Genomic DNA, 26,145 nt, shown 5'->3' with positions numbered 1-26,145 from the left:
TTACTTCGCCACCTTTATTGAAACCGGTTTCAGTGCCATCCTACGTTATGCTCTGGCGTATCGGCGGATGAACGTGGATTCAAGAACACCGTGAACTACTCCTTCCAATTCGGTCCCGTCTTTGACGCATGGCCCCTACTGCTACATGGCACTTGGATGACCATCCAGCTGTCATTTCTTGCCATGCTGTTGGGGTTGATGGTGGCCATCCTGTGCGCGTGGGGCAAGACCTCGGGACCAGCACCGGTGCGCTGGCTCATCAACATCTACATCGAGATCATCCGCAATACGCCGTTCCTGGTGCAGTTGTTCTTTTTCTTTTTCGCGCTCCCGGCGATAGGCGTGCGCTGGTCACCTTACACCGCCGCCTTGGTCGCCATGGTGTTCAACCTGGGCGCCTATGCAACCGAGATCGTGCGTGCGGGCATAGAGTCCATCGCCAAAGGGCAGATCGAAGCCGGCCTGGCGCTGAATCTGTCCCGGATGGAAATCTTCCGCTTCATCATCCTGAAGCCCGCCCTCAAGACCATCTATCCTGCGCTTACCAGTCAGTTCATTCTGCTGATGCTGGCGTCCAGTGTGGTGTCGGTGATTTCGGCCGATGACTTGACCTCTGTTGCAGCCAACCTGCAATCGCAAACCTTTCGCAGTTTCGAGATCTACATTGTGGTCACCGGCATCTACCTGTTGCTGACGCTGTTGTTTTCCTATGTATTCCGTCTGGTTTACCAGTCGAGCCTTAACTATCCGGATCGTCGATAATGCGCAGCTTTGGCTACAACGACCTGTGGTTTATTCTTGAAGCGGCGCAATGGACCATCGCGCTATCTCTCATGGCGTTTCTGGGCGGCGGCATTGTGGGCCTGCTCGTGGCGTTGGGACGCACGACCGAGTACCGTCCGGCGCGCGCCCTGGCGATGGGGTTCATACAGCTTTTTCGCGGCACCCCCTTGTTGCTGCAATTGTTTTTGGTCTTTTTCGGTGCGCCTGTCATTGGCCTGGACATCAACCCTTGGCTGGCCGCCGCCACTGCGCTTACCCTTAATAGCGGTGCCTTTCTGGGCGAGATCTGGCGTGGCTGTATCGAAGCCATACCGCGCGGCCAATGGGAAGCTGCCGAGGCGCTGGGGCTGTCGTATCGCAACAAGATGCGCTATGTGGTGCTGCCGCAGGCCCTCCGGATTGCCGTGCCTCCCACCGTTGGCTATCTTGTCCAGATCGTCAAGGGCACGTCACTTGCCGCCATTATCGGCTTTACCGAATTAACGCGTGCGGGCCAGATCATCAATAACGCAACCTTCCAGCCGATGATTGTATTCACGGTAGTGGCCGTGATCTATTTCTTCTTGTGCTGGCCCTTGTCTTTGCTGGCGGCGTATATGGAAAGGCGTCTGGCCGTGTCGCTGGCGCAATAACATGCGCCTTGCAAGTTTAGTTTTGACTGTAGTAGTTCAACCCTGGAGACAAATCTATGTTTGTGATCAATAAAATGCGCCGCCTCATGGGCGCGACCCTGCTGGCAGGCGCTGCGCTGGCTATCGGCGCAAGCTCAGTGGCGGCCGAAACCATCGACCAGATCAAGGAAAAAGGCCAACTGACCATCGGCATGCTGGTGGACTTCCCCCCTTATGGCATCCTGAACACCGAGAACAAGCCCGACGGCTACGATGCCGACGTGGCACGCTTGCTGGCCAAGGATCTGGGCGTAAAGCTCAATATCGTGCCGGTCACTGGCCCTAACCGCATCCCCTTCCTGTTGACCAACAAGGTCGATATGCTGGTAGCTTCGCTTGCCATTACACCCGACCGCGCCAAGCAGGTTCAGTTCTCGCATCCTTACTCGGCCGCCCAGATCGTGGTGTTCGGCGGCAAGGAAACCAAGATCGAGTCCGAGAAAGACTTGTCCGGCAAGCGCATCGGCGTAGCCCGTGCCAGCACGCAGGATATCGCCGTCACCAAGATCGCGCCCGCAGACGCCGAGATTCGCCGTTTCGACGATGACGCTTCGGCCATGCAGGCTTTGTTGTCGGGCCAGGTTGATGCCATTGGCTGCTCGACTACCGTAGCAGGCCAGATCGCCCAGCGCTCACCGGACAAGTTCGAGAACAAGTTCGTACTGCTGCAGCAAGAGATGGCTGTTGCCATGCGCCAGAATGAACCCAACACACTGAAGACGATCAATGAACTGATCGACAAGAACATCCAGAACGGTGAATTCAGCAAGCTGTACGAAAAGTGGCTGGGTTCGCCCTTGCCCGAGTTGAACAAATCCTGATTGCATAGCGATTGAACATGACAGACGCACAGACCAGCCGTGCTGTCGGTCAAGAAGGTCGTCCCGCCCATGGCGGGACGATCATCGAGATCGATGGATTGAACAAGTGGTTCGACAAGTTCCACGTTCTGACTGACATCAGCCTGACCGTGTCCGCTGGCGAGCGTATCGTCATCTGCGGTCCATCCGGTTCCGGTAAATCCACACTGATCCGTTGCATCAACGGGCTCGAAAAAGTGCAGCAAGGCCGTATTGCCGTCAATGGTATCGACCTGACTGCCAAGGCGGGCAATATCGACGCCGTCCGCCAGGAAGTGGGCATGGTGTTTCAGCAGTTCAATTTATTCCCCCACATGACCATCATGCAGAACTGCATGTTGGCCCCCATGCGATCGCGCGGGAAAAGCAAGGCAGAGGCCGAAGAGCTGGCCATGAAGTATCTGACCCGGGTGCGCATTGGCGACCAAGCCAAAAAATATCCCAGCCAGTTGTCGGGCGGGCAACAGCAGCGCGTGGCGATAGCCCGGGCCTTGTGCATGACACCCAAGATCATGCTGTTCGACGAACCGACCTCCGCACTGGACCCCGAAATGGTGAAAGAGGTGCTGGACACCATGATAGGCTTGGCTGAAGACGGCATGACCATGCTTTGCGTGACGCACGAAATGGGTTTCGCCCGCAGTGTTGCCGACCGTGTGATCTTCATGGCCGACGGCAAGATCGTCGAGCAGGCGCCGCCCGAGCAATTCTTCAGCAATCCCCAGCACGAAACGACCCGGAACTTCCTGGGCCAAATACTGAATCACTGACACGCTTGAGCATGCTCGCCACCTCATTGGCGGCATAGCGGCAACATGAATCCTTCCAGACCCATTATTGTGTCGCTGTCTTCCTTCGGGGCCACAGAGGTGCAACGCCATGGCCAAGCCTGGTTCGTCCATCTGTGCAAGCAGGCGGGCGCTGACGGCGTGGAGGTCCGTGGCGAATTACTGCATGGACACGCCGGCGAGCATGAACAAATCCGCGCTGCGGTTGCCGAGACGGCTTTGTATTGTGTTTATTCCAGCCCGCAAATGCTCTGGACGGCGCAAGGTCGCTTCGATGAGGACGCGCTGCGGCTGGGCCTCGACGACGCCGCAGCAATAGGGGCCAGCGTTTTGAAGATGTCCATCGGCGGCTTTAACGACAGCTCGATCGATTCGCTCGGCCGGCTTGCTGCGGCGCTGGGCAGCACCGACATCGTCCTGATGATAGAAAACGACCAGACCCATGGCGCGGGCACCGTACACGCCTTGAAACGCTTTTTTGCTGCGCTGGACGAAGCTGGCATCAAGCTGGGCATGACCTTCGATGTGGGCAATTGGCACTGGACGGGCGAATGTCCGCTGCTGGCGGCTCGGTCTTTTGCTGGACGTGTCCGCTATGTACACTGCAAAGGTGTGCAACGTCGGGTGGACCGATGGGTGGCGGTCCCATTGACGGATTCCGCCGCTCCCTGGCGAGCGGTGCTGCGCCGTTTGCCCACCAGTGTGCCGCATGCCATCGAATACCCCCTGGTAGGCAACGACCTGACAACGATTACGCGGGATGCGATTGCGCAACTGCGCGCCTTGGAGACCTGATAATGAGCCATACCCTGGACGTAGTGACTTTTGGCGAAGCGATGATGCTGCTAGTTGCTGACCAGCCAGGGCCGCTGGAGCAGGCGCGTGGCTTTTCCAAACGCACGGCCGGTGCCGAGACCAATGTTGCCATCGGCCTGTCGCGCCTGGGCAACAAGGTTGGCTGGGCCAGCCGCCTGGGTGATGACTCCATGGGCCGCTACCTGTTGGCTGAAATGCAGGGCGAGGGCATCGATTGCTCGCATGTCGTAAGCGCCGCCACTCAGCGCACCGGCCTGCAATTCAAGGGCAGGGTGACCGATGGCAGCGATCCCCCGGTCGAATACCATCGCAAGGGTTCGGCCGCAAGCCAGATGCAGCTGTCCGACATTGACGAAGACTGGCTGCGTAGTGCCCGCCATTTGCACGGTACAGGTGTGTTTGCCGCAATTTCAGCTAATTGCTTCGAGGTCTCGCAACGCGCCATGAACCTGATGCGGACGGCCGGAAGAACCGTCAGTTTCGATCCCAATCTGCGCCCGGTGCTATGGCCGTCGACTGAAGAAATGCGCACACGTATCAATACGCTTGCCGACGGGGCCGACTGGATCTTCCCTGGGCTTTCTGAAGGCCAGTTACTGACGCGGCGCGACACGCCTGAGGAAATCGCCCGCTATTATTGCGAGCGTGGCGCCAAGGCCGTGGTAATCAAGCTGGGCGCGGATGGCGCCTATTACGATACAGGGGACGAGCAGGGCTATGTGCCCGGATGCCCGGTCGCATCGGTTGTCGATACCGTAGGGGCCGGCGATGGCTTCGCTGTGGGTGTAATCAGCGCCAAGCTAGAGGGTCTGTCCTGGCGAAAGGCGGTGGAGCGGGGTAGCTGGATAGGCTCGCGCGCCGTCCAGGTGCTGGGCGACACTGAGGGTTTGCCGACTCGCCAGGAGCTCGAGCAGGCGGGTTACTGACATCAAGGAAGGCACATGAGTCGCAAGCAGGTTCTGGTCTATCGAGAGTTGCCGCCGGCGCAGTTGCAACGCATCCGTGACGAGCACGAGGTCACCATTGCCAATCCCCGGGTCGCCGGACAAGAGCGTGCCTTTCTGGACGCCCTGCCGACGGCGGAAGGCCTCATCGGGTCCAGCTACGCTATTGACGATTTGCTGCTTAAACTGGCGCCGCGCTTGCAAGTTATTTCCAGTATTTCGGTTGGCGTCGACAAGTTCGATGTCGATGCCTTGCAGCAACGCGGCATTACCCTATGCCATACACCGGGCGTCCTGACAGAGACGGTCGCAGACCTGCTCTTCGCGCTGGTGCTCGGAACCAGCCGGCGCATTCTCGAACTGGGGCGCTATGTGCAACAGGGCCGCTGGAAGCGCAGCATAGGAGAAGACCTATACGGCTGGGATGTACATGGCAAGACGCTGGGCATATTGGGTTATGGCCGGATCGGGCAGGCGCTGGCACAACGCGCCGCCCTGGGTTTTCGAATGCCCGTGCTCTATCACACCCGTACGCCCGTAGGCAGTGGTCTGCCGGAAGGCAAGGCGCGCAGCGCAAGCTTCGATGAAGTGCTGCAGCGATCTGATTTCGTGGTTATTGTGTTGCCGCTTACCGAGCAGACCCGGGGGATGATGGGGGCGGCGGAATTTGCACGGATGAAGCCGGGTGCAATTCTGATCAATGGGGCACGCGGCCCCATTGTCCAGGAAACAGCCTTGCTGGACGCTCTGGATAGCGGCCACTTGCGTGCCGCCGGCCTGGACGTCTTCGACATCGAACCGCTGCCGCAGGATTCTCCCTTGCGCGATCATCCGCAAATACTACCCTTGCCGCACGCCGGCTCGGCGACTCACGAAACGCGCGCCGCCATGGCCGAAATGGCGACGACCAATCTGCTTATGGCGCTGCGCGGTGAAACCCCGCTGGCGGCCTACCGGCGCGGCTAGGCCGCCCGGCTGCAGCTACTGGAGACGGCACGCCTCTTGTGCCAGGCGCGTGATGGCAGCCCAGTCGCGCCCGGCCACCGCGTTTTCAGGCGTCAGCCACGAGCCCCCGACACATTTCACATTTGGCAGCGCCAGATAAGTGGCGGCATTGCTTGCGTTGATGCCGCCGGTGGGGCAAAAGACGATATCGGGCAAAGGCCCATACAAGGCTTTCAACAAGGCTGCGCCGCCCACGGCTTCAGCCGGGAAAAGCTTTTGCACGGTAAAGCCCTGGTCCGCAGCGTGCATGGATTCGGATGCCGTGGCTACGCCCGGCAGGAAGGGTATGCCTGCAAGGCGAACGGCGTGGGCGATATCCGGTGTCAGGCCCGGACTGACCGCAAAGCGGGCGCCGGCTTCCAGGGCTTGATCCAGTTGGCGTGCGTTGCGCACCGTGCCCACGCCCACCAGGGCCTCGGGCACTTCCTTGCTGATCACGCGTATGGCCTGTAGAGCATTTTCCGAACGCAGTGTAATTTCGAGACTGCGTACGCCCCCGGTTACCAGCGCGCGGGCCAGGTCGACGGCCGTGTCCAGGTCGTGGATGACGATGACCGGCATGACCGGGCTATGTTCAAGGAGTTCCAGTGCGTTCATGGTAACGGCTCGCTAGGTTTGTCGGTGCGATCAAGCATGCGCCCAATCGGGTGTTGGAAGGTGGTGGCCCGCAAGAGGCCGACATTTTACTGTAGTTTTACTACAAATGGCCTCAAAGCTAAGGAGCACTGCGCCAAGCGGCCAGCGCAACCATGGCCCAGGCCGCAATAAATGCCAAGCCACCGAAAGGCGTAATGGCGCCCAACCACCTGATGCCGGTGAAGGCCAGCAAATAAAGGCTGCCGCTGAATACCACTACCCCCGCAAACATCAGCATGCCGGCATAGTGCAGCAGGGGCGAGCCGTAGCGGGTCGCCAGCAGCGCGATCAGCAGCATGCCCAAGCCATGGACCATTTGGTACTGCACAGCCGTTTGCCAGATGGCAAGCATGTCCGGGCTAAGGATGCGCTTGAGCGCGTGCGCGCCAAAGGCGCCGGTTCCTACGCCCACCATCAGGGTAAGGGCGGCAAAAATAACGAGCAGGCGATCTGTCATGGCGGTTCCGGTAAGTAGTCTTTGATCTTACTGTATGCGCCCGGTGCTATCATCAAAACACGCCTTGCCGGGCGCGCCAAGACGCCCACGCACAAGGCAGTGAACCGGCACGGAGGTCGCCATGGCATGGACCACGCACGAAGTCACGAATCAGGTGCCCGACCTGGGCGACTACAACCTGTATACCTCGGATGCCGCCTTGCAAGAGGGGGTGTTGCGTGAAGGTGGCGCTGCTCATACCGAGACCTTGCACCATTACGGCGCCCGCCTCGGCCTGGCCGAAACCATCGAGCTGGCCAACCAGGCCAATCGCCACAAGCCCGAGCTTGTCATGTTCGATCGCCAGGGGCGCCGGGTCGATGGGGTCGACTTCCATCCGGCATGGCACCGCTTCATGCGCCTGGCCTTTATGCAAGGCATGCACAGCGGCGCCTGGTCTCATCCCGGGGCGGGGGCGCAGGTGGCGCGCGCAGCCGCTTACCTGATGCACGGCCAGGTGGAAGCGGGCTCTTTATGCCCCGTCACCATGACCTCGGCAGCCATCCCTATATTGCAAAAGGAAGACTGGTTCGATTCCGTCGCTAGCCGCCTTTACTCATCGCAATACGACCAGCGGGATGCTCCGCTTTCCGACAAAACGTCCATGATGGTGGGTATGGGCATGACCGAGAAGCAGGGTGGTTCGGACTTGCGCAGCAATACGACCCGGGCACGGCCTCTGGCACAGAGTGGTCGGGGCTTGCCCTACCATCTGGTGGGACACAAGTGGTTCTTCTCGTCGCCCATGTCGGACGCCCACCTGGTGCTGGCCCGCCATGACGAGGCTTATTCCTGCTTCTATGTGCCGCGCTGGCTGGACGACGGCAGCAAGAACGCCGTGCGCATTCAGCGCTTGAAGGACAAGTTGGGCAACGCCTCGAATGCCAGTGTGGAAGTCGAGTTGCAGGATGCCGTAGGCATATTGGTCGGCGAGGAGGGCCGTGGCATCGCCACGCTGGTGGAAATGGCCTCGTACACGCGCCTGGATTGCGTCCTGGGCAGCACGGCATTGCTGCGGCAGGCCGTCGTGCAAGCCGTCCATCATGCCCGGCACCGGATGGCCTTCGGCGAGCTGCTGATAAATCAGCCGCTGATGCAAAGCGTGCTCATGGACCTGGCTCTGGAAAGTGAAGCTGCCACGGCGCTGGCGCTGCGTCTGGCGCGGGCCTTTGACGCGCCAGACGAGCCCCTGAACCAGGCCTATCGGCGTATTCTCACGCCGGCGGCAAAGTTCTGGATTTGCAAGCGCAGCATAGAGGCCACGGCTGAATGCATGGAGGTGTGGGGCGGCAATGGTTATATAGAAACCGGGCCCATGGCGCGTCTGTATCGCGAGGCGCCGGTCAATTCAATTTGGGAAGGATCCGGCAACATCATGTGCCTGGACGTCTTGCGGGCGCTACGTCGTCATCCCGAACTTGCCGCTGTGTTGTTGGACTCGCTCGAGGAGGATGCCGCAGGCGACACGATGCTGCAGGCGCGTGCCAGCAGTCTGCGTCAGTTGCTCGGGACCACAGGCCCGGCGCTGGAAGCCGCAGCACGGCACATCGCCCAGGAGATTGTCCTGCTGGTTCAGGCTGGCTTGTTGCGTCGACATGGAACCGCAACACTGGCCGACGCCTTCATCCGCAGTCGTTACGCTGGTGCGGGCCGGGTATACGGCGTGACCCCGGCAGCGTTTGCCTTGAGCAGCGTCCTTGATCGCTGCTGGAGCGGCGCGGACTAAGCAAGGGGCGCTAAACCGTTATGATGCGCTTCAGGGATATACCGACTGTTTCGGACCACTTGGGGGCCCTATAATCGCAGCGCCTGGCCGCGCCGGCGGCCGCAAGCTTTTCCGTGCGACTGAATTCCAGGACTGATGTGAACCGTTTTTTGAATCTGCTGGTGCACAAGCTGCTGCACGCCTTGACGGCGCGGGGCGGCGTGTCCTTGGCAGTGCTGGTCTTCGTCGGTGCGCTGGCGGGCTGGGGTTCCCAGTACGGCCACCGCAATGTCGGCGCCACCACCACTGCCGGAGCACCGCCTGGCAGCTATTCCCTAGCGGGCCGGGTCGTTCAAGTCACCGACGGCGACACCTTCAGTCTGCTGGTCAATGGACGCGAGTTGCGCATACGCCTGGCCAGCATCGACGCGCCAGAGACCGGCAACAGCAAGAACCAGCGTCCCGGCCAGCCCTATGCCCAGGCATCGCGCAAAGCCCTGGCGGCGCTTATCGCCGGCAAGTCCATCACGGCCCAGTGCCATGAACAAGATCATTACGAACGGCATATCTGCGATGTGCCCCTGCCCGACGGCACCACGGCCAACCGGCAACTGGTGCAAAAGGGCATGGCTTGGGCAAACATGGAGAAGCGCGGCAAGTTTCTGCGCGATGCCAGCCTGCCTGCCGTGCAGGAGCAAGCGCGCGCGGCCGGCCTGGGCATCTGGCAACAGCCAGAGGCCGTAGCGCCCTGGGTTTGGCGCTATCAATGCTGGCAGAAGCAGCAGTGCTAGGGCTGCGTCTGTCATTGCAGGTGCTGGGCTTGGTGGCGCTGATGCTGGGCCTGGTCGCTTGCACGCAAGAGCCCGTCAATAGTCCCTATCCGGCCGGCCATGAGCAAGACAACGTGTTGTACACGGCGTTTTCCCAGCGCTCGCCCAAGCATCTGGATCCGGCCAGTTCGTATTCCAGCGACGAGACGCCATTTACCTATTCCATTTATGAGCCGCTGTACGGATACGATTATCTGGCGCGGCCCTACCACCTGGTGCCGCGCGCTGCAGCATCGATTGACCCGCCCACTTACTATGATGCTGCAGGCAATATCCTGCCCGACGATGCGCCCGGGCAGGATATTGCCGTCAGCGTCTACGACATACGTATCAAGCCCGGCATACGGTTCCAGCCCCACCCCGCATTTGCCCGCGACGCCAACGGCAAGCCCGTGTATTGGCCCATTTCTTCCGGTCAGCTTGAAGGCAAGTTCGGCATCGACGATTTCCAGCACACCGGTACGCGCGAGCTGGTGGCGGACGACTACGTCTATGCCTTTCGCCGATTGGCCAGTCCGCGTGTCGTATCGCCTGTGTATGGCGTGATGGCCGAGCATATCGCGGGCATGCGCGACTACGGGGAGGTCTTGAAGCAGCACGATGAAGTCCTGCGAGAACAGGCGGGCGGCGGCGACGCCGCCTGGATGGACTTGCGCAGGATGGGATTCGATGGCGTTTTGGCGCTGGATGACCACACGTTGCGCATCAAGGTAATCGGCAAGTATCCGCAATTCAAGTACTGGCTGGCCATGACTTTTACCGCGCCCGTTCCTTGGGAAGCCGACCGCTTTTACCACCAGCCCGGCATGGCCGAGCACAACTTGTCGCTGAATACCTGGCCAGTGGGTACCGGGCCTTATATGCTGAGCGAGTCCATCGTCAACCGCCGCCATGTCCTGCAGCGCAACCCTAATTTCCGTGGCGAGCCCTATCCTTGCACGGGCGAGCCTGGGGACCAGGATATCGGCTTGCTCGACGACTGCGGAAAACTCACGCCCTTTATCGACCGTATTGTGTTTTCGCTGGAGAAAGAAGGCGTACCCCTGATGGGCAAGTTCATACAGGGGTATTACGACATTCCGCAAGTCGAACGTGGCGACTACGGGGTGGCGATGCGCGTGGCGGCGGGCGATTCGACAGAGAAGGCAGCCCTTTACGAAGACCACGGACTGCAATTGCGCAGCGCCACCGAAGCGCAGGTTTTCTATCTGGGTTTCAACTGGCTGGATCCTGTCGTGGGCAAAGGCGATACGCCCGAGCAAACAGAGCGCAATCGCAAGCTGCGCCAGGCGCTTAGCATTGCCTTCAACTGGGAGCAGTATGTTTCCATTTTCCAGAACGGCGAAGCGCAAGTTGCTTACGGTCCTGTTCCTCCGGGCGTGCCCGGCTATCAAGCCTTGCCCGAAGGGCTTAACGAACAGGTATACACGCTGGAGGACGGACGGGCAGAACGGCGCCCCCTGGACGACGCGCGCCGCTTGCTGGCAGAGGCGGGGTATCCGGAGGGCCGCGATGCACTATCGGGCCGGCCATTGATTCTGCATTTCGATTCGGCGGGCGGCATGGGCTCCAGCGCCATGCTCGACTGGATGCGTCGTCAACTGGCGGCCATAGGCATACAGCTGGAAGTACGCGCCACTGATTACAACCGCTTCCAGGACAAGATGCGCAACGGCAGTGCCCAGCTATATATGTGGGGATGGGTGGCCGACTATCCGGATGCCGAAAACTTTCTGTTCCTGCTGTATGGCCCGCACGCCAAAGTGGCCACGGGCGGGGAAAATGCGTCGAACTATCAAAACGACGAGTTCGACCGGCTGTTCGAGGAAATGCGCTTTCTGGACGACGGCCCAGAGAAAGAAGCCCTGGTGCATCGCATGGTACAGATCGTTCAGCAGGACGCGCCATGGATGTTTGGCTATTTCCCCAAATCCGGCGGCGCCTATCAGGCCTGGGTCCGTAACGCCAAGCCCACGCAAATGGTGCGCAATACCTTGCAGTACTACCGTATCGAGCCGGCCTTGCGTGCGCAGAAGATACAACAATGGAATGCCCCGGTGTGGTGGCCTTTATGGCTGCTGGCGGCAGTGCTGGCTGTCGGCGCCGGCCTGGCCTGGCGGACGGCACGGCGGCGGGACGGCGCGGCCGCGTTGGCTGACCTGCCTGATGTTGCGAGGAAGCCATGATCCGTTATACCGTCCGGCGCCTGCTGTATGGCATGCTGATTCTATTGGGCGTCAACCTGCTGACCTTCGTGCTGTTCTTCGCGGTCAACACGCCAGACGATATGGCCCGCCTTTCCATAGGCGGGCAGCGTGTCAGCCAAACCGCCATCGACCGCTGGAAGGTGCAGCGGGGCTACGACAAACCCTTGTTCGTCAACACGCAGGCCAGCGGCGCCGCGCAATGGACGGACACCATTTTTTATACCCGCTCAGTGCCTCTGTTGCGCATGGACTTCGGATTTTCAGATGATGGCCGCGACATCAGCCACGAGATCGCGACCCGGATGGGTCCCAGCCTGGCCCTGGCGCTGCCGACCTTTGCATTGGGCCTGTTCGTTTGTATTGCTTTTGCCTTGCTGCTGGTGTTTTTCAAAGGCACGCGGCTGGATTTCGCGGGGGTGGTGATCTGCGTGGTCTTGCTTTCGATTTCGGGCCTGTTCTATATCATCGCCGGGCAATGGCTGTTTGCCAAAGTGTTGCGCTGGGTGCCGTACTCGGGTTTTGTGGATGGCTGGAACAGCATACGGTTTCTTATCCTGCCGGTGCTGATCGGGATTATTTCAGGCTTGGGGGCTCAGGCACGGTTCTATCGCACCTTGTTCCTGGAAGAGGCCAGCAAGGACTATGTGCGTACAGCGCGTGCCAAAGGCCTGGCTGAACGCGTCGTGCTCTTTCGGCATGTGCTGCGTAATGCCATGTTGCCGATACTCACGGGCACCGTGTCCGCCATCCCGCTGTTGTTCATGGGCAGTCTTATCTCGGAGTCGTTTTTTGGTATTCCCGGCCTGGGCAGCTACACCATAGACGCGATCAACGCGCAGGATTTCTCCATCGTCCGCGCCATGGTCTTCCTGGGCTCCGCCCTGTACATCGTGGGACTGATACTGGCGGATCTTTCCTATACGCTGGTCGATCCACGAGTCCGGTTCGAGTAGCGCCATGCCTAGCTTTGTTTTCCTGTGGACTGACGTTTTTGTGTACTTCCTGGTGCTGGCCATGCTGTTTTATGTATGGCGGGCCAGGCGCAGCGCGGCGTTGCGATCGGCCTGGCGCAGTGTGGCCCGCACGCCATCGGCTATGTGCGCCGCCGTGGTGCTGCTGACTTTCATTACGCTAGGTGTGCTTGACTCCATACATTACCGCCCCTTGTTGCCGCCCATCGCGGGTGCCAGCGCCACAGATCCGGCACCTGCGCCAGTCTATTCGCCGGTATTGCGTTCGGCATTGGATGATTTGTTGTCGTTGACGCAGCTGGCGCAGCGCGAGAAAACCTATTCGGCACCCTTGGCCATACGTCAGTTCACCAAGGAAACGGAATTGATCGATGGCCAGCCGGTACGCGATTTTCCACGACTGAAGTACGCCGGGCTGGGTATCGACACTGAGGCCGAGCATGTAGCGGACATCTCCCGCCGGGTATTAACCGGACTGGCAGTAGGCGCGGCCCTGTCATTGCTGGCAGCCTTGCTATTGACGCTCGCGCACCGGGTCGCCAGCCCCAGTTGGTCTGCTGCCTGGCGGGCGTGGTGGCGTGGCGAAAACGACCTCCCTTGGCGAGCTGTCTGGATCACCGCCAGCCTGCTTCTGGTGCTTGGGTCGGTCGCGCTGGTGCTGGGCGGCAACTACCATGTGCTGGGCACGGACCGCACGGGCAACGACGTGTTGTGGCAGTGCCTGAAGAGCATACGCACGGCACTGGTCATTGGCACCTTGACCACGCTGGCCATGCTGCCCCCCGCCTTGATGTTCGGCATCGCGGCGGGCTACTTCAAGGGTCGGGTCGATGATGTCATTCAGTACATCTACACCACGCTGACCTCCATACCCGGCGTCTTGCTGATTGCCGCCTGCGTGCTGATGATGCAGGTCTACATCGACAACAACCCGGAGCTTTTCGATACGGTCGCCGCCCGCGCCGACTTGCGTCTGTTCATGCTGTGCATGATTCTTGGCCTGACCGGCTGGGCCGGCTTGTGCCGGCTGCTGCGCGCCGAAACACTGAAACTTCGAGAACTGGAGTACGTGCAGGCAGCGCGGGCCTTCGGGGTAGGGCACTGGCGCATCATGCGGCGCCATTTGCTGCCTAATCTCATGCACATCGTGTTGATCACGCTGGTACTGGAATTTTCCAGCCTGGTGCTCTACGAAGCGGTGCTGTCTTACCTGGGCATAGGCGTGGACCCCAGCACGCCATCTTTCGGAACCATGATCGATGCAGCTCGCCTGGAAATGTCGCGCGATCCCATGATCTGGTGGAACTTGCTGGGCGCTTTTTTATTCCTGCTGGCGCTGGTGCTGTCCGCCAATATCTTTGCCGATGCGGTACAGGACGCGTTCGATCCCCGCACACGGCGTTTCCGTTCAGCGCGGCTCGCCCGGGCTGCCCCTGTGCTGACTGTCCCCGCGGCGGACGCAGGCGCCAACGCTTCAGGGGCAGAGCGATGAGCGCCACCGGAAGTTCCGCGACCGTCTTGACGGTGGAAGGCCTGTCGGTGCAGATTGCAGGCGACACTGGCATCGCCGAGGCCGTCAAGTCATTGCAATTGACGATCAAGCATGGCCAGACCTTTGCACTGGTGGGCGAGTCGGGCTGCGGCAAAAGCATGACTGCCCTGGCGCTGCTGCGTCTGCTGCCCGATGCCGGCAGCATCAGTGCAGGCCGGATCCGTCTGGGCGACACCGAGCTGGCGACGCTGTCCGAACGCGCCATGCGCGATGTGCGCGGGGGCAGCATCGGCATTATCTTCCAGGAGCCGGCCACCAGCCTGAATCCGGTCATGACGATCGGCCAGCAGCTATATGAAACCTTGCGCGCGCACACCGGTTATCGGGGCAAGGCGCTGGCAGAGCGTGCCGCCTGGTGGCTGCGTCGCGTGGGTATTCCGGAGGCTGATCGACGGCTGAACGATTACCCCTTCCAGTTTTCCGGTGGGCAGAAGCAGCGCATCATGATCGCCATCGCCCTGGCGGCCGAACCGCGCCTGTTGATCGCCGACGAGCCAACCACCGCGCTGGACGTTACGGTTCAAGCCCAGATTCTCGATCTGCTGGCCGATATCCAGAAGGAAATGGGTCTGGCCATTTTATTGATTACGCATGATTTGGCTGTGGTAAAGAACGTGGCGGACTATGTGGCCCTGATGCGTGCCGGCGAGATCGTCGAAACCGTTGATGCCGCAAGCTTCTTTGCGGCGCCCCGCCATCCCTATGCGCGCCAGTTGCTTGCAGCCATCCCCACGTTCGCCAAGCGCGGTCAGGTGTTGTCTGCTCAGGACCCATCCCTTGCGGCGGGGACCTTGTCGCCTGGTTTGCCGCGCAGGCACGCCAGCGCTACACCGGGCGCGGAGCCGGTATTGGTCGTCGAGCATTTGTCTGTGTCCTATAAGCCCAGGGGCGGGTTCTGGCGGACTGGCGGCAAGCCCCTGCGTATTGTCGACGATGTGTCGTTCGACTTGCGGGCGGGGGAGACCTTGGCATTGCTGGGAGAGTCGGGTTGTGGGAAGACCACAACCGCAAAGGCGCTCTTGCGCCTCCTGGACAAGCAGGTGCAGGTCGGCGGAAAAGCCAGCCTGCAGGGCCAAGACCTGTTGCAGGCCCGCGGCCGCCAACTGCGCCGCTTGCGCCAGAGCATACAGATCGTTTTTCAGGATCCTTACGCGTCTTTGGATCCGCGTATGCTGGTGGGCGACATCCTTGACGAAGGCATCGCCGCCTTGCGGCCAGATCGATCGCGCGCCGAACGGGCGGCACAGATAGGCCGGCTGCTCGAGCGGGTGGGCTTGCCGGACAATACCGCCGATCGCTATCCCCACGAGTTTTCCGGGGGCCAGCGGCAACGTGTGGCAATTGCGCGGGCCTTGGCGGTCGAGCCGGCTGTGCTGATTTGCGATGAACCAACGTCGGCGCTGGATGTCTCAGTACAGGCCCAGATACTGGATCTGCTGCAAGACCTGCAGGCGGAGTTCGGCATGGCCTATCTGTTCATCACCCATAATTTCGGCGTGGTCGAGTATTTATCGGATCGCATCGCGATCATGCACGAAGGACGCATCGTGGAGGCCGGTGCGACTGAAGCTGTTCTGCACCGACCGCAGCATGAACAGACGCAGCGTCTGCTGGCCGCCGTCCCGCGCCTGTAGGTCCGAAGGCCACCGCAGCCTTGAATTCAGCGCTTTCGCCCGCATATTGAAGCCATGTCATTAAAAGTTTTTGATCTCCAGTGTCAGCAGGGTCACGTCTTCGAAGGATGGTTTGGCTCGGAAGACAGCTACGAATCCCAGCACCAACGCGGATTGCTCACTTGCCCTGTGTGCAACAGCAACGAGGTCAGCAAGATGCTCTCGGCTCCACGGCTTAACGTCAGCCATCTTCGTCAGGAGGATGCGCCCTCGCGTGCCTCGCCGTCAGGCAAGCAAGCGGGCGGCACCGCCGTGGCGGCGCCGGCATCATCGCGGATGCAGCAGTTGCAGGCTGAAGTTTTGCGGCGCATACGCAGCATGTTGCGTAGCGCCGAGAATGTCGGCCCGCGCTTTGCCGACGAGGCTCGCAAGATGCATGAGGGCGAAACGCAAGAGCGCGCCATACGCGGCACAGCCACCTTGGAAGAACAAGAAGCGCTGGCGCAGGACGGCATCGCAGTGATGCCGGTCCCGGATTTTCTGGATGATGAGCGCCTGCAATAGGCGCAAGCGAGGCGCACACGCCTCGCTTTTTTACATCGCGCGGCTGCGGTATTCGCCGGTACGCGTGTCGATCTCGATTTTGTCGCCGATATTGCAGAACAGGGGTACGGCCACTTCCATGCCGGTGCTGGTCTTGGCGGGCTTGAGTACCTTGCCCGAGGTGTCGCCTTTGACGGCCGGCTCGGTGTAGATAATTTCGCGCACGACGATGGTGGGCAGGTCGACCGAGATGGCGCGGCCTTCGTACAGCACGACGGCGACCTTCATGCCTTCTTCCAGGTAGTTCAGCGCATCGCCCATGCTTTCAGCTTCGACTTCGTGCTGGTTGTACTCTTCGTCCATGAAGACGTACATCGGATCGGCGTAGTACGAATAGGTGCACTCGCGATTTTCCAGGACGACGATTTCGAATTTTTCGTCGGCCTTGTAGACGGATTCGCTGCCCGAGCCGGTTAGCAGGTTCTTGAATTTCAGCTTGACGACCGCCGAGTTACGGCCAGATTTGTTGTATTCGGCTTTCTGGACGACGAGCGGATCGGTGCCCACCATCACAACGTTACCAACGCGCAATTCTTGTGCGGTTTTCATATAGTAGAGAACTCCGGGGAATTTAAATTGCTCCGCCAGTTGTACTGCCGGGCCGGAGCATGTCTTGTAAAACCCACTATTTTAACCTTTTCGACGATTTTGCGCGCAATACTCGGCCAGTGTTGTTGCCAAGTCATTTTGCCTGGCCAACTGCGCGCACCAGTCCGCTGCGGCGCCTTGCCACTGCGCCCAGTCCGGGTTATCCATCGCCTTGCGCAGCAAGGGAATAACGGCGGACGGGTCGCCGTCGTTCCAGCACCTCATCAACGGACCTGCAATGCCTTCAAACGGCGATAGGGCCAGCCATGCTTGCAGCTTTTGCATGTGTGCGCCGTCTTCCTGGGGATAGATGTGCCAGAGCAGGGGCTTGCCGGCCCATAGCGCCCTTACCAGCGAATCCTCGCCCCGTATGCAATTCAGGTCGCTGGTCCATAGCAGGCGATCAAAGCCGTCTTGATCAACAAAAGGCATATCGTGAACGTAGGTCTGGCCGTAAGCGCCCCGCGGCAAGTCGGGGCAGACGCCCGAAGGCACGAGTACGACAGACGGCTGCTGCTGTTGCGCCAGAACTTGGCGCAGCGCGTTCGCCGGCGCATGCGAGTAGCCAAACAGCAGCACTTGCCGGCCGCCCTCCAGCAGCGTGGCGATCTGCGCAGTCGGCAGGCCGACGGTAACCAGCAAGGCGGCACGTTGGCCTGGGTCTGCACGATAAGCATCACGGATCGCCAGAAGATCGGGCTCACGCAACAAGCCACCCGTGTCGGTAGTGAACCCCGGAAAAAAGAACACCTTGCGCAGGCCGTTGGCCTGCAGTGAGGGCAAGCCGTGACAGCTCGCAACCCAAGGTTCGGCGCTGAGGTATTCCAGGTTCACGCACAGGCTATCTTGCTGCCTGGCCTGTTGCATGAATGCGGCAGGGGGGTCGCAGGCGAAGGCTTCCACGACGATCTCTTGCGGCGCCAGCGAGGCACTGGCGTCGTTCCAGGCCACGATGTCCACGCCGCTTATGGTTTGTCGGTCCAGCGTGGGCGCGACGGCCGGTTCGATGCGGGCAAAGGTTGACAAGTCGTCGACCCATAAGCGTACGGTGTGCTGCTGGGGCATGGCAGCCAGCTGACGCGCCAGGCGCCAGCAGACGCCGATATCACCGAAGTTATCGACGACGCGGCAGAACAGGTCGAAGCCCAGGCGCGCCATTAATGAAAATGAACAGGCCCGAGGTCGGTTTCTTCCGGAAGTTCGGGGTGCAGCATTTCGCCCAAGGGGTTGGGAAAGTGCGGCGCTCCGCAGTCATCGCAGAACTCGGGCGGATAAATGCCGGGCAAGCGGCGTATGTCGCCCACGCCCATTTCCTTCAGCAGGGCCGCGATCTCGTCCGGCACGTCGACATGGCCGGCTTCCAGTCCGTCGGCTACAGCCTCTTCCTTGCTCAGGACAGGCCAGATGCATCCGTACACGACTTCATTGCTTTGGCGGGTGCTGAAACCGATGCGATATTCTTCGATGGAAGCCTCGCCGCAGCCGGCAATAACGGCGCGTAAATCGCCACCCGGCAAATGAGCGGCGGTCTGCAGCCAGGTCACGGCAGCCCGCAATGCCAGCGGCCGGATACGGCGGTCGGCCTCGCGGCTGTTTACATAGTAGGCGTCGGGTTGCAGATATTCGACCTGACAGCCGGTAAATAGCGGCCCCAGGGTGATCGAGCAATCGTCGATCCAGGCGTCCAGACACTGCTGGCGGGTCAGCGCGCCGGCGTCGTCAGGGTTGGTCTGCCAGCGGAAAACAGCGGCGCCGCGCTTGACGACAATCGCGCCCACGACAAAGCGCGCGTCGGCCAGCAAGCCCTCTGGATCGGCGGGTTGGCCCAATACGCAGGCCTCAGTACCGGTACGCAGCGCACGCTGCGCCAGCCGTTGGGTCCAGGCGCGCGTTTCTTGAAAGGTCTGTGGCATCTGATCGAAATTGACCAGCGATGGGATAAGCGCCAGGCGTGCGTCGGGGGCGGCAATGTGGGTGGCCAGCGCCGCGCTGATCGTGTCGCGCTGCACGGCCGTTAAATCCCCTTCGGGCAACTGATAGCGGGTCCAGGCCACCACGGGCGCCGAGAAAAGCAGGGCGTCATACTCTACGCCATCCACGGTCATCGTCGTGGACTCGGAGACGGTCTCCGCTTGTTCCACCAGGATCTCGTAGGCATCGATATTGGTCGCCAGCAGGTAGTCCAGGGCGGACTCCACGGTCTTGTTCTTTTTACCCAGCAGCAGCTTATCGAGCAGGACGCCAAGCCGGCTTTCCCACCAGTCGTCTTCAAGACGGCTGCCAGAGCGCGCCAGCGCTTCGGTCAGCGCCAGAAGCCGCTGGGCATCGCGGGATAAACGGGTTGGAGAGGTAGGGGGCATGGAAGTTTCAGGCAATGCAAGTAATAAGACGTCTAGTGTAACGCCGTCAAAAAGAAAAGCTCCCGACACGTAAGGTCGGGAGCTTGTGGTCAACGATCAGTAATCAGACGCTTACTGCATCCGCGATCTCGCGGAAATCTTCAATCTGATCGAAGTTCATGTAGCGATAGATATCGTCGCTGTTCTGGTCCAGTACACCCATGTCGGCCATGTACTCTTCCCGTGTCGGGATACGACCCAGGCGCGAGCAAATGGCAGCCAGTTCGGCCGAACCCAAGAAGACGTTGGAGTTCTTGCCCAGGCGGTTCGGGAAGTTGCGGGTGCTGGTAGACATCACCGTAGCGCCTTCTCGTACCTGTGCCTGGTTGCCCATGCACAGCGAGCAGCCGGGCATTTCCATGCGCGCGCCCGCACTGCCCAGAACGCCGTAATGGCCTTCCTCGGTAAGCTGCTTCTGGTCCATCTTGGTGGGCGGAGCCACCCACAGCTTGGTCGGCATGTCGCGCTTGCCTTCCAGCAACTTTGAAGCAGCACGGAAGTGGCCGATATTGGTCATGCAGCTGCCGATGAACACTTCGTCGATGGCGGTGCCGGAGACATCAGACAAGGTCTTGACGTCGTCGGGATCGTTCGGGCAGGCCACGATGGGCTCGTGTATGTCGGCCAGGTCGATCTCGATAACTGCGGCGTACTCGGCATCGGCGTCGGGCAGCAGCAACTGCGGGTTGGCAAGCCAGGCTTCCATCGCCTTGATGCGTCGGCCCAGTGTGCGCTCGTCTTCATAGCCGTTGGCGATCATCCATTTCAGCAAGGTGATGTTGCTGGTGATGTATTCGATGATGGGTTCTTTGTTCAGCCGCACCGTGCAACCGGCAGCCGAGCGCTCGGCCGACGCGTCGGTCAGTTCGAAGGCCTGTTCGATCTTCAGATCGGGCAGACCTTCGATCTCGAGTATGCGGCCAGAGAAAATATTCTTCTTGCCTTGCTTGGCAACGGTAAGCAGGTCTTGCTTGATGGCGTACAGCGGAATGGCATTGACCAGATCGCGCAGCGTGACGCCGGGCTGCATCTTGCCCTTGAAGCGCACCAGCACGGATTCGGGCATATCCAGCGGCATGACGCCGGTGGCAGCCGCAAACGCCACCAGGCCAGAGCCGGCCGGGAAGCTGATGCCGATCGGGAAGCGGGTATGGGAGTCGCCGCCCGTGCCCACGGTGTCGGGCAGCAGCATGCGGTTCAGCCACGAGTGGATGATGCCGTCGCCTGGGCGCAGCGAGACGCCGCCGCGGGTGCTGATGAAGTCGGGAAGCTCGTGATGAGTCTTGACGTCCACGGGCTTCGGGTAGGCGGCCGTATGGCAGAAGGACTGCATGACCAGGTCTGCCGAGAAACCCAGGCAAGCTAGGTCTTTGAGTTCGTCGCGCGTCATGGGGCCAGTGGTGTCCTGGCTGCCCACGGAGGTCATGCGCGGCTCGCAATACGTGCCGGGCCGTACACCAGTGCCTTCGGGCAGGCCGCAGGCACGGCCGACCATCTTCTGGGCAAGGGTGTAGCCCTTGCCGGTGTCTACCGGGCTTTGCGGCAGACGGAACAGGGTGGAAACAGGCAGGCCCAGGGCTTCACGCGCCCGGGCTGTCAGGCCGCGGCCAATAATCAGCGGAATACGACCGCCGGCGCGAGCCTCGTCGAACAATACATCCGACTTGACCTGGAATTCAGCGATGACCTGGCCGTCTTTAAGCGCTTTGCCCTCGTAGGGGCGCAGTTCGATGACGTCGCCCATATTCATTTGCGAGACATCCAGTTCAATCGGCAAGGCGCCGGCATCTTCCATGGTGTTGTAGAAAATGGGTGCAATCTTGCTGCCCAGGCAAACGCCGCCAAAGCGCTTGTTGGGTACGTAGGGGATATCTTCGCCGGTGTGCCACAGTACCGAGTTGGTGGCCGACTTGCGTGAAGAGCCCGTGCCGACGACGTCGCCCACGTAAGCAACCAGGTTGCCCTTTTTCTTGAGCTCTTCCATGTACTTGATGGGGCCGATCTTGCCGGGCTCATCGGGCTGTATGCCCTCGCGTGGGTTCTTCAGCATGGCCAGCGCGTGCAGCGGAATGTCAGGCCGGCTCCAAGCGTCGGGCGCGGGCGACAGATCATCGGTATTGGTTTCGCCAGTGACCTTGAAAACCGTCAGCGTCAGGCTTTGCGGGACTTCAGGACGGCTGGTGAACCATTCGGCATCGGCCCAGCTTTGCAAAATAGCTTGTGCATAGGCGTTGCCCTTGTCGGCTTTTTCCTTGACGTCGTGGAAGGCATCGAAAACCAGCAGGGTTTTCTTGAGCGCTTCGGCCGCGACCGGTGCCAGTTCAGGCTTGTCGAGCAGATCGATAAGGGGGCTGATGTTGTAGCCGCCCAGCATGGTGCCCAGCAGCTCAGTCGCGTGGCGTGCATCGATCAATGAACAGGTTTCCGTGCCCAGCGTGATGGCAGCCAGGTAAGAAGCCTTGACCTTGGCGGCATCGTCGACGCCGGCGGGTACACGGTGCGTAAACAGGTCGACCAGGACGGCTTCTTCGCCAGCAGGCGGCGCCTTCAGCAGCTCGATCAGGTCGGCCGTTTGATGTGCAGTAAGGGGAAGCGGAGGGATGCCCAACGCAGCGCGTTCGGCTACGTGTTGGCGATAAGATTCCAGCATTGTGGATGCCCTTTGTTCTAGATTGTGGATGTGCGAGGTGATGGTGACATTGTAGAAGGAACAGGGGTGGGAGGCAAATGTCTTATATCTTATATAAGACATAAGATGGGCGTAGAAGTGGGAGTGTTGCTAAATGGTGATTTCTTCGTTTTTTGCTGAGGGTCGTTATTGACACGCGCTGGGGAGGTGGGGCCTGTTGCGGGACACGGTGCCGGTTCGGCGCCCTGCGCGCCGAACATCGCATCGCCTCGCTCGTTCGCCCGTTCGGGCTGCCTTCGCGTCCGGCTCGCTCGGCCCCAAAGTCCCTCAACAGGCCCCACCCCCTCCCCAGCGCTGCGGTGGATTAATGTGACCGTCGCCGTGGACGAGTTGTTTGCTTGGCATGTTTATGCACCGCCACTTCGGGGTGAAAGGGCCTGCGTCGCCGCCAAATTCCCCGCCCCTGCGGCGGGGAACTTGGCATTCCCGACGTAGACGGGCGGGGGGCAGCTCTGACTTTTTTGATTGCGTGGCGGTTGCTCGTACACGAAGTGGTTTGCCCGTTGGCTTACTGTGCGCGCGGCAGACCAATGATCTACCTAAATTGCCTGAACACAACATTGCTGGCACTGCCGTCTCGCGTCATGATTGGCTCCAAGTTACGCGCTGCCATCCCGGCAAACCAACACCCATCCGCCATATCAACCTCGAGGTCCGAGCGGCCCGGCAGGCGGGCCGCGTAGGACGAGCGCAATAAGCCTTTCACACTAGCTGGGGGTGGCAGAAGCATGCCAAGCAAGCGACCCGTCCCAGCGGCATATGGTTAACTCAACACGCAGCAGGCGTGGCGGGGGCTAAGGGTGGGGGGCCATTCGGGGCCGAGCGAGCTGTACGCGAAGGGAGGCCGAAGGGCCGGACGAGCAAGGCAAAGCGGTGTTCGGCGCGCAGGGCGCCGAACCGGCCCAGTTGGCCAGCCCCCCTCAGCCCCCGCCGCGCCAGCGTCTTAAGAAACCACCAAATCCTCGTACCCAGGATTCCGCCGTATATACGCCGCCGCATAAGAACACAACGGACGCACCTTCCAACTCTGATCACGAGCCACCTCCAGCGCCACTTTCGTCATGTCTGCGGCGATGCCGCGGCCGCCTACTGCTTCGGGGACGCCGGTGTGCATGATGGTCATCACGCCATGCTGGAGCTGATAATCCAGCACGCTCAGTACGCCGTCCTCGGTCCATTCGAAGCGTTGTTCAGCGACATTGTGATGTATGGCACGGCTCATTGCGATATTTCCTGGTGGATGATTGCTGACGCATGATTCGCGATCACGCGGCTTGCGCAGGCGGGCGGTACGCCCTGCTGTTTAGCGGGCCGGCTAGATGACGTAAAGGTCCACGTACTCGTGTACCGGCATGGCTTCCAGCGCTTTCTGGTCCAACGAAATGTCTGTGATGCGTGCCTGCTGCCTGGCTGGAAAACGCCGGGCCAGGTTGGTGCGAAACTTGTCTTCAAGCAGCGGGATACCTTCGGCGCGGCGGCGCTTGTGGCCGATGGGGTATTCGCAGACGACTTCATCCAGCTTGCTGCCATCATTGAATTCGACCGTCAGGGCATTGGCGATGGAGCGCTTGTCCGGGTCGTGATAGTCGGCGGTGAAGGCCGGGTCTTCGACGCAGATGATTTTTTCGCGCAGGGCATCGATGCGCGGATCCGCTGCGACGCTGTCTTCGTAGTCGCCAGCCGTCAGGCGTCCGAAAATCAACGGTACGGCAACCATGTATTGGATGCAGTGGTCGCGGTCGGCGGGGTTGTTCAGCGGACCCTTCTTGTCGATGATGCGGATGCAGGCTTCGTGCGTGCGTATGGTGATCTTCTTGATGTCGGCGTCGGTCTTGCCCGCTGCCTGCAACGCCTGGTGAATTTGCATGGCGCATTCCACAGCGGTTTGCGAGTGAAACTCCGCCGGATACGAGATCTTGAAGAGGATGTTTTCCATCACATAGCTGCCGTAGGCACGCTGGAACTTGAAGGGCTGGCCTTTGAACAGGACGTCGTAAAAGCCCCAGGTGGGGGCCGTCAGCACAGAGGGGTAGCCCATTTCGCCGGTCCGGGCCATAAGCGCCAGGCGCACGGCGCGGCTGGTGGCGTCTCCGGCGGCCCAGCTTTTGCGGCTGCCGGTATTGGGAGCGTGTCGATAAGTGCGCAGGCTTTGGCCGTCTACCCAGGCCAGCGACACCGCGTTAAGGGTCTCTTCGCGACTCAGGCCCAGCATCTGCGCCACCACGGCGGTCGAGGCGATCTTGACCAGAACGACGTGATCCAGACCCACTTTGTTGAATGAGTTTTCCAGTGCGATGCATCCCTGGATTTCATGCGCCTTGATCATGGCGGTCAAGACGTCGGCCATGGTCAAGGCCGGCTTGCCGACAGCGACAGCCTGGCGCGACATCCAGTCGGCCGTGGCCAGGATGCCCCCAAGGTTATCGGACGGATGCCCCCATTCGGCGGCCAGCCAGGTGTCATTGAAGTCCAGCCAGCGGATCATCGTGCCGATATTGAAGGCGGCCTGGACGGGATCAAGCTGAAATTGCGTGCCGGGCACCTTGGCGCCGTGGGGAACGATCGCGCCTGGCACGATGGGACCCAGCAGCTTGGTGCACGCCGGGTACTCCAGTGCTTCCAGCCCGCAACCCAGTGTATCGATCAGGCACAGGCGGGCGGTGTCGTACGCCAGTGGTGACTCGATGGTGTAATCGTGGACGTAGTCCACGATATCGATCAATACCGTATCCCAGTCGGGACGATGAGCGGAATTCATAGCCTGGATGACCTCCGTTTTGATGGCTGTACGCTAGAACGCGTCGGCGGGCACGCGGACCCATCCCTCCATCAGCACGCGAGCGCTACGGCTCATGATGGCCTTGGTAACGACCCACTCACCGTCTTGCTGGCTGGCTTGTGCGCCTACCCGTAGCGTGCCGGAGGGATGCCCAAAGCATACTGCCTTGCGTTCACCCCCGCCAGCCGCCAGGTTGACCAAGGTGCCGGGAATGGCTGCCGCGGTGCCTATGGCGACCGCCGCCGTACCCATCATGGCATGGTGCAGCTTGCCCATGGACAAGGCGCGCACCAGCAAGTCTATGCTGTCGGCGGCTATCTGTTTGCCGCTGGAAGACACATAGGCGGCAGGCTTGGCAACGAAGGCCACCTTGGGCGTATGCTGCCGTTGTGCCGCTTCGTCGATATTTGCTATCAAGCCCATCCGAACGGCGCCGTGAGCCCGTATGGTCTCGAACATGGCAAGGGCCTTCGGGTCGCTATTGATGTCGTCCTGCAGCTCCGTGCCGGTGTAGCCGACGTCTTGCGCATTGATGAAAATGGTGGGGATGCCGGCATTGATCATGGTGGCCTTCAGCGTACCCACGCCAGGCACCTGCAGTTCATCGATCAGCTTGCCGGTAGGGAACATAGCGCCACCGGCGCCGTCTTCCTCGGCCGCCGGGTCCATGAATTCCAGTTGTACCTCGGCAGCCGGAAAGGTCACGCCATCCAGTTCGAAGTCGCCGGTTTCCTGCACTGCCCCGTTGGTAATCGGGACGTGGGCAATGATGGTTTTGCCGATGTTCGCTTGCCAGATGCGTACGGTGGCAACGCCGTCCTGGGGAATGCGACTGGCATCCACCAGGCCGCCGCTGATGGCAAACGGCCCCACGGCAGAAGACAGGTTGCCGCAGTTGCCGCTCCAGTCGACGAAGGCCTTGTCGATGGACACTTGGCCAAACAGGTAGTCGACATCGTGGTCCGGTCGGGTACTGGTCGACAGAATTACCGTCTTGCTGGTGCTTGAGGTAGCGCCACCCATGCCGTCGGTGTGCTTGCCATAGGGGTCGGGGCTGCCGATCACGCGCAGCAACAAGGCGTCGCGCGCCGGGCCTGGGGCCTGCGCGGCCTCGGGCAGGTCTTGCAGGCGGAAGAACACCCCTTTGCTGGTCCCGCCGCGGATGTAGGCGGCAGGCACTTTGATCTGGGCTGGGTGAGCCATACGGGTA

At 60.8% G+C, this 26,145-nt stretch carries 23 protein-coding genes; 14 read left to right on the top strand and 9 right to left on the bottom strand.

What is annotated here, in order from left to right; genetic code table 11:
- Positions 1–90 precede the first annotated feature (90 nt).
- From CKA81_RS08255 to CKA81_RS08225, 7 genes are read left to right on the top strand one after another with little or no spacing between them, the layout of a single operon-like run.
- Positions 91–762 (top strand): amino acid ABC transporter permease, encoded by a 672-nt coding sequence (locus CKA81_RS08255; RefSeq protein WP_128354886.1) that lies wholly within the window; start codon positions 91–93, stop codon positions 760–762.
- The gene (locus CKA81_RS08250; protein WP_128354885.1) at positions 762–1,415 is read left to right on the top strand and encodes an amino acid ABC transporter permease; all 654 of its coding nucleotides are present in this window, start codon (positions 762–764) and stop codon (positions 1,413–1,415) included. Before CKA81_RS08255 ends, CKA81_RS08250 begins: the two co-directional genes overlap by 1 nt.
- 56 nt (positions 1,416–1,471) lie before the next feature.
- The gene (locus tag CKA81_RS08245; RefSeq protein ID WP_128354884.1) at positions 1,472–2,275 is read left to right on the top strand and encodes a transporter substrate-binding domain-containing protein; all 804 of its coding nucleotides are present in this window, start codon (positions 1,472–1,474) and stop codon (positions 2,273–2,275) included.
- Positions 2,276–2,292: 17 nt separating this feature from the next.
- The gene (locus tag CKA81_RS08240; protein ID WP_128354883.1) at positions 2,293–3,084 is read left to right on the top strand and encodes an amino acid ABC transporter ATP-binding protein; all 792 of its coding nucleotides are present in this window, start codon (positions 2,293–2,295) and stop codon (positions 3,082–3,084) included.
- Between the two features lie 45 nt (positions 3,085–3,129).
- A complete protein-coding gene (locus tag CKA81_RS08235; RefSeq protein ID WP_128354882.1) occupies positions 3,130–3,897 on the top strand; it encodes a sugar phosphate isomerase/epimerase family protein in 768 nt (255 codons plus the stop codon).
- Positions 3,898–3,899: 2 nt separating this feature from the next.
- Positions 3,900–4,844 carry a sugar kinase gene (locus tag CKA81_RS08230; protein WP_128354881.1) on the top strand — a complete coding sequence of 315 codons (945 nt, stop codon included), beginning with the start codon at positions 3,900–3,902 and terminating at the stop codon, positions 4,842–4,844.
- A 15-nt stretch (positions 4,845–4,859) separates the two neighbouring features.
- On the top strand, positions 4,860–5,828 hold the full coding sequence (locus CKA81_RS08225) for a 2-hydroxyacid dehydrogenase (RefSeq protein WP_128354880.1): 969 nt from the start codon (positions 4,860–4,862) through the stop codon (positions 5,826–5,828).
- 15 nt (positions 5,829–5,843) lie between these two features.
- Here the strand turns inward: CKA81_RS08225 and eda are convergent, their stop codons facing one another.
- Both eda and CKA81_RS08215 read right to left on the bottom strand, forming a co-directional pair.
- On the bottom strand, positions 5,844–6,464 hold the full coding sequence (eda, locus tag CKA81_RS08220; RefSeq protein ID WP_128354879.1) for a bifunctional 4-hydroxy-2-oxoglutarate aldolase/2-dehydro-3-deoxy-phosphogluconate aldolase: 621 nt from the start codon (positions 6,462–6,464) through the stop codon (positions 5,844–5,846).
- Positions 6,465–6,582: 118 nt separating this feature from the next.
- The gene (locus tag CKA81_RS08215; RefSeq protein ID WP_128354878.1) at positions 6,583–6,960 is read right to left on the bottom strand and encodes a DUF423 domain-containing protein; all 378 of its coding nucleotides are present in this window, start codon (positions 6,958–6,960) and stop codon (positions 6,583–6,585) included.
- A 121-nt stretch (positions 6,961–7,081) separates the two neighbouring features.
- On the opposite strand from CKA81_RS08215, the gene CKA81_RS08210 reads away from it, so the two are divergent.
- The 7 genes from CKA81_RS08210 (at position 7,082) to CKA81_RS08180 (ending at position 16,441) form a co-directional block, all read left to right on the top strand.
- The gene (locus CKA81_RS08210) at positions 7,082–8,725 is read left to right on the top strand and encodes an isovaleryl-CoA dehydrogenase (protein ID WP_128354877.1); all 1,644 of its coding nucleotides are present in this window, start codon (positions 7,082–7,084) and stop codon (positions 8,723–8,725) included.
- A gap of 137 nt (positions 8,726–8,862) precedes the next feature.
- Positions 8,863–9,495: a thermonuclease family protein gene (locus tag CKA81_RS08205; protein WP_128354876.1), complete on the top strand. Its 633-nt coding sequence runs from the start codon at positions 8,863–8,865 to the stop codon at positions 9,493–9,495.
- Positions 9,471–11,720, top strand: coding sequence for an ABC transporter substrate-binding protein (locus tag CKA81_RS08200; protein WP_128354875.1), 2,250 nt, complete (start codon positions 9,471–9,473; stop codon positions 11,718–11,720). Before CKA81_RS08205 ends, CKA81_RS08200 begins: the two co-directional genes overlap by 25 nt.
- A complete protein-coding gene (locus CKA81_RS08195) occupies positions 11,717–12,694 on the top strand; it encodes an ABC transporter permease (protein WP_128354874.1) in 978 nt (325 codons plus the stop codon). The genes CKA81_RS08200 and CKA81_RS08195 overlap by 4 nt, the downstream gene beginning before the upstream one ends.
- Before the next feature lie 4 nt (positions 12,695–12,698).
- A complete protein-coding gene (locus CKA81_RS08190; RefSeq protein WP_128354873.1) occupies positions 12,699–14,204 on the top strand; it encodes an ABC transporter permease in 1,506 nt (501 codons plus the stop codon).
- Positions 14,201–15,898, top strand: a complete 1,698-nt coding sequence (locus CKA81_RS08185; RefSeq protein WP_128354872.1) for an ABC transporter ATP-binding protein — start codon at positions 14,201–14,203, stop codon at positions 15,896–15,898. The genes CKA81_RS08190 and CKA81_RS08185 overlap by 4 nt, the downstream gene beginning before the upstream one ends.
- Before the next feature lie 54 nt (positions 15,899–15,952).
- The gene (locus CKA81_RS08180) at positions 15,953–16,441 is read left to right on the top strand and encodes a DUF1178 family protein (RefSeq protein WP_128354871.1); all 489 of its coding nucleotides are present in this window, start codon (positions 15,953–15,955) and stop codon (positions 16,439–16,441) included.
- Between the two features lie 30 nt (positions 16,442–16,471).
- Here CKA81_RS08180 and efp read toward each other — a convergent pair whose 3' ends face one another.
- The 7 genes from efp to prpF all read right to left on the bottom strand — a co-directional run bounded on the left by efp (position 16,472) and on the right by prpF (position 26,138).
- Positions 16,472–17,029 (bottom strand): elongation factor P, encoded by a 558-nt coding sequence (gene efp / locus CKA81_RS08175; RefSeq protein WP_128354870.1) that lies wholly within the window; start codon positions 17,027–17,029, stop codon positions 16,472–16,474.
- Positions 17,030–17,110: 81 nt separating this feature from the next.
- Positions 17,111–18,226, bottom strand: coding sequence for an elongation factor P maturation arginine rhamnosyltransferase EarP (earP, locus tag CKA81_RS08170; protein WP_128354869.1), 1,116 nt, complete (start codon positions 18,224–18,226; stop codon positions 17,111–17,113).
- A complete protein-coding gene (locus tag CKA81_RS08165) occupies positions 18,226–19,428 on the bottom strand; it encodes a DUF2863 family protein (protein ID WP_128354868.1) in 1,203 nt (400 codons plus the stop codon). The genes earP and CKA81_RS08165 overlap by 1 nt, the downstream gene beginning before the upstream one ends.
- 103 nt (positions 19,429–19,531) lie before the next feature.
- Positions 19,532–22,117: a bifunctional aconitate hydratase 2/2-methylisocitrate dehydratase gene (acnB, locus tag CKA81_RS08160; RefSeq protein ID WP_128354867.1), complete on the bottom strand. Its 2,586-nt coding sequence runs from the start codon at positions 22,115–22,117 to the stop codon at positions 19,532–19,534.
- Between the two features lie 982 nt (positions 22,118–23,099).
- Positions 23,100–23,378: a GNAT family N-acetyltransferase gene (locus CKA81_RS08155; protein ID WP_128354866.1), complete on the bottom strand. Its 279-nt coding sequence runs from the start codon at positions 23,376–23,378 to the stop codon at positions 23,100–23,102.
- Between the two features lie 93 nt (positions 23,379–23,471).
- The gene (locus CKA81_RS08150; RefSeq protein ID WP_128354865.1) at positions 23,472–24,914 is read right to left on the bottom strand and encodes a bifunctional 2-methylcitrate dehydratase/aconitate hydratase; all 1,443 of its coding nucleotides are present in this window, start codon (positions 24,912–24,914) and stop codon (positions 23,472–23,474) included.
- A 33-nt stretch (positions 24,915–24,947) separates the two neighbouring features.
- Positions 24,948–26,138: a 2-methylaconitate cis-trans isomerase PrpF gene (gene prpF, locus CKA81_RS08145; RefSeq protein ID WP_128354864.1), complete on the bottom strand. Its 1,191-nt coding sequence runs from the start codon at positions 26,136–26,138 to the stop codon at positions 24,948–24,950.
- Positions 26,139–26,145: the final 7 nt, after the last annotated feature.

Origin of the sequence: Pollutimonas thiosulfatoxidans, from assembly GCF_004022565.1 — a bacterium.
Lineage (GTDB): Bacteria > Pseudomonadota > Gammaproteobacteria > Burkholderiales > Burkholderiaceae_B > Pusillimonas_D > Pusillimonas_D thiosulfatoxidans.
The sequence above is the reverse complement of the archived record's forward strand: the minus strand, read 5'-3'. Positions and strand labels throughout refer to the sequence as shown.

Bases quoted from the DNA above. Each gene is read 5' to 3' on its own strand.
- CKA81_RS08250 (WP_128354885.1), top strand. From the start codon at position 762: ATGCGCAGCTTTGGCTACAACGACCTGTGGTTTATTCTTGAAGCGGCG.
- CKA81_RS08245 (WP_128354884.1), top strand. From the start codon at position 1,472: ATGTTTGTGATCAATAAAATGCGCCGCCTCATGGGCGCGACCCTGCTG.
- CKA81_RS08240 (WP_128354883.1), top strand. From the start codon at position 2,293: ATGACAGACGCACAGACCAGCCGTGCTGTCGGTCAAGAAGGTCGTCCC.
- CKA81_RS08235 (WP_128354882.1), top strand. From the start codon at position 3,130: ATGAATCCTTCCAGACCCATTATTGTGTCGCTGTCTTCCTTCGGGGCC.
- CKA81_RS08230 (WP_128354881.1), top strand. From the start codon at position 3,900: ATGAGCCATACCCTGGACGTAGTGACTTTTGGCGAAGCGATGATGCTG.
- CKA81_RS08225 (WP_128354880.1), top strand. From the start codon at position 4,860: ATGAGTCGCAAGCAGGTTCTGGTCTATCGAGAGTTGCCGCCGGCGCAG.
- eda (WP_128354879.1), bottom strand. From the start codon at position 6,464: ATGAACGCACTGGAACTCCTTGAACATAGCCCGGTCATGCCGGTCATC.
- CKA81_RS08215 (WP_128354878.1), bottom strand. From the start codon at position 6,960: ATGACAGATCGCCTGCTCGTTATTTTTGCCGCCCTTACCCTGATGGTG.
- CKA81_RS08210 (WP_128354877.1), top strand. From the start codon at position 7,082: ATGGCATGGACCACGCACGAAGTCACGAATCAGGTGCCCGACCTGGGC.
- CKA81_RS08200 (WP_128354875.1), top strand. From the start codon at position 9,471: ATGCTGGCAGAAGCAGCAGTGCTAGGGCTGCGTCTGTCATTGCAGGTG.
- CKA81_RS08195 (WP_128354874.1), top strand. From the start codon at position 11,717: ATGATCCGTTATACCGTCCGGCGCCTGCTGTATGGCATGCTGATTCTA.
- CKA81_RS08190 (WP_128354873.1), top strand. From the start codon at position 12,699: ATGCCTAGCTTTGTTTTCCTGTGGACTGACGTTTTTGTGTACTTCCTG.
- CKA81_RS08185 (WP_128354872.1), top strand. From the start codon at position 14,201: ATGAGCGCCACCGGAAGTTCCGCGACCGTCTTGACGGTGGAAGGCCTG.
- CKA81_RS08180 (WP_128354871.1), top strand. From the start codon at position 15,953: ATGTCATTAAAAGTTTTTGATCTCCAGTGTCAGCAGGGTCACGTCTTC.
- efp (WP_128354870.1), bottom strand. From the start codon at position 17,029: ATGAAAACCGCACAAGAATTGCGCGTTGGTAACGTTGTGATGGTGGGC.
- earP (WP_128354869.1), bottom strand. From the start codon at position 18,226: ATGGCGCGCCTGGGCTTCGACCTGTTCTGCCGCGTCGTCGATAACTTC.
- CKA81_RS08165 (WP_128354868.1), bottom strand. From the start codon at position 19,428: ATGCCCCCTACCTCTCCAACCCGTTTATCCCGCGATGCCCAGCGGCTT.
- acnB (WP_128354867.1), bottom strand. From the start codon at position 22,117: ATGCTGGAATCTTATCGCCAACACGTAGCCGAACGCGCTGCGTTGGGC.
- CKA81_RS08155 (WP_128354866.1), bottom strand. From the start codon at position 23,378: ATGAGCCGTGCCATACATCACAATGTCGCTGAACAACGCTTCGAATGG.
- CKA81_RS08150 (WP_128354865.1), bottom strand. From the start codon at position 24,914: ATGAATTCCGCTCATCGTCCCGACTGGGATACGGTATTGATCGATATC.
- prpF (WP_128354864.1), bottom strand. From the start codon at position 26,138: ATGGCTCACCCAGCCCAGATCAAAGTGCCTGCCGCCTACATCCGCGGC.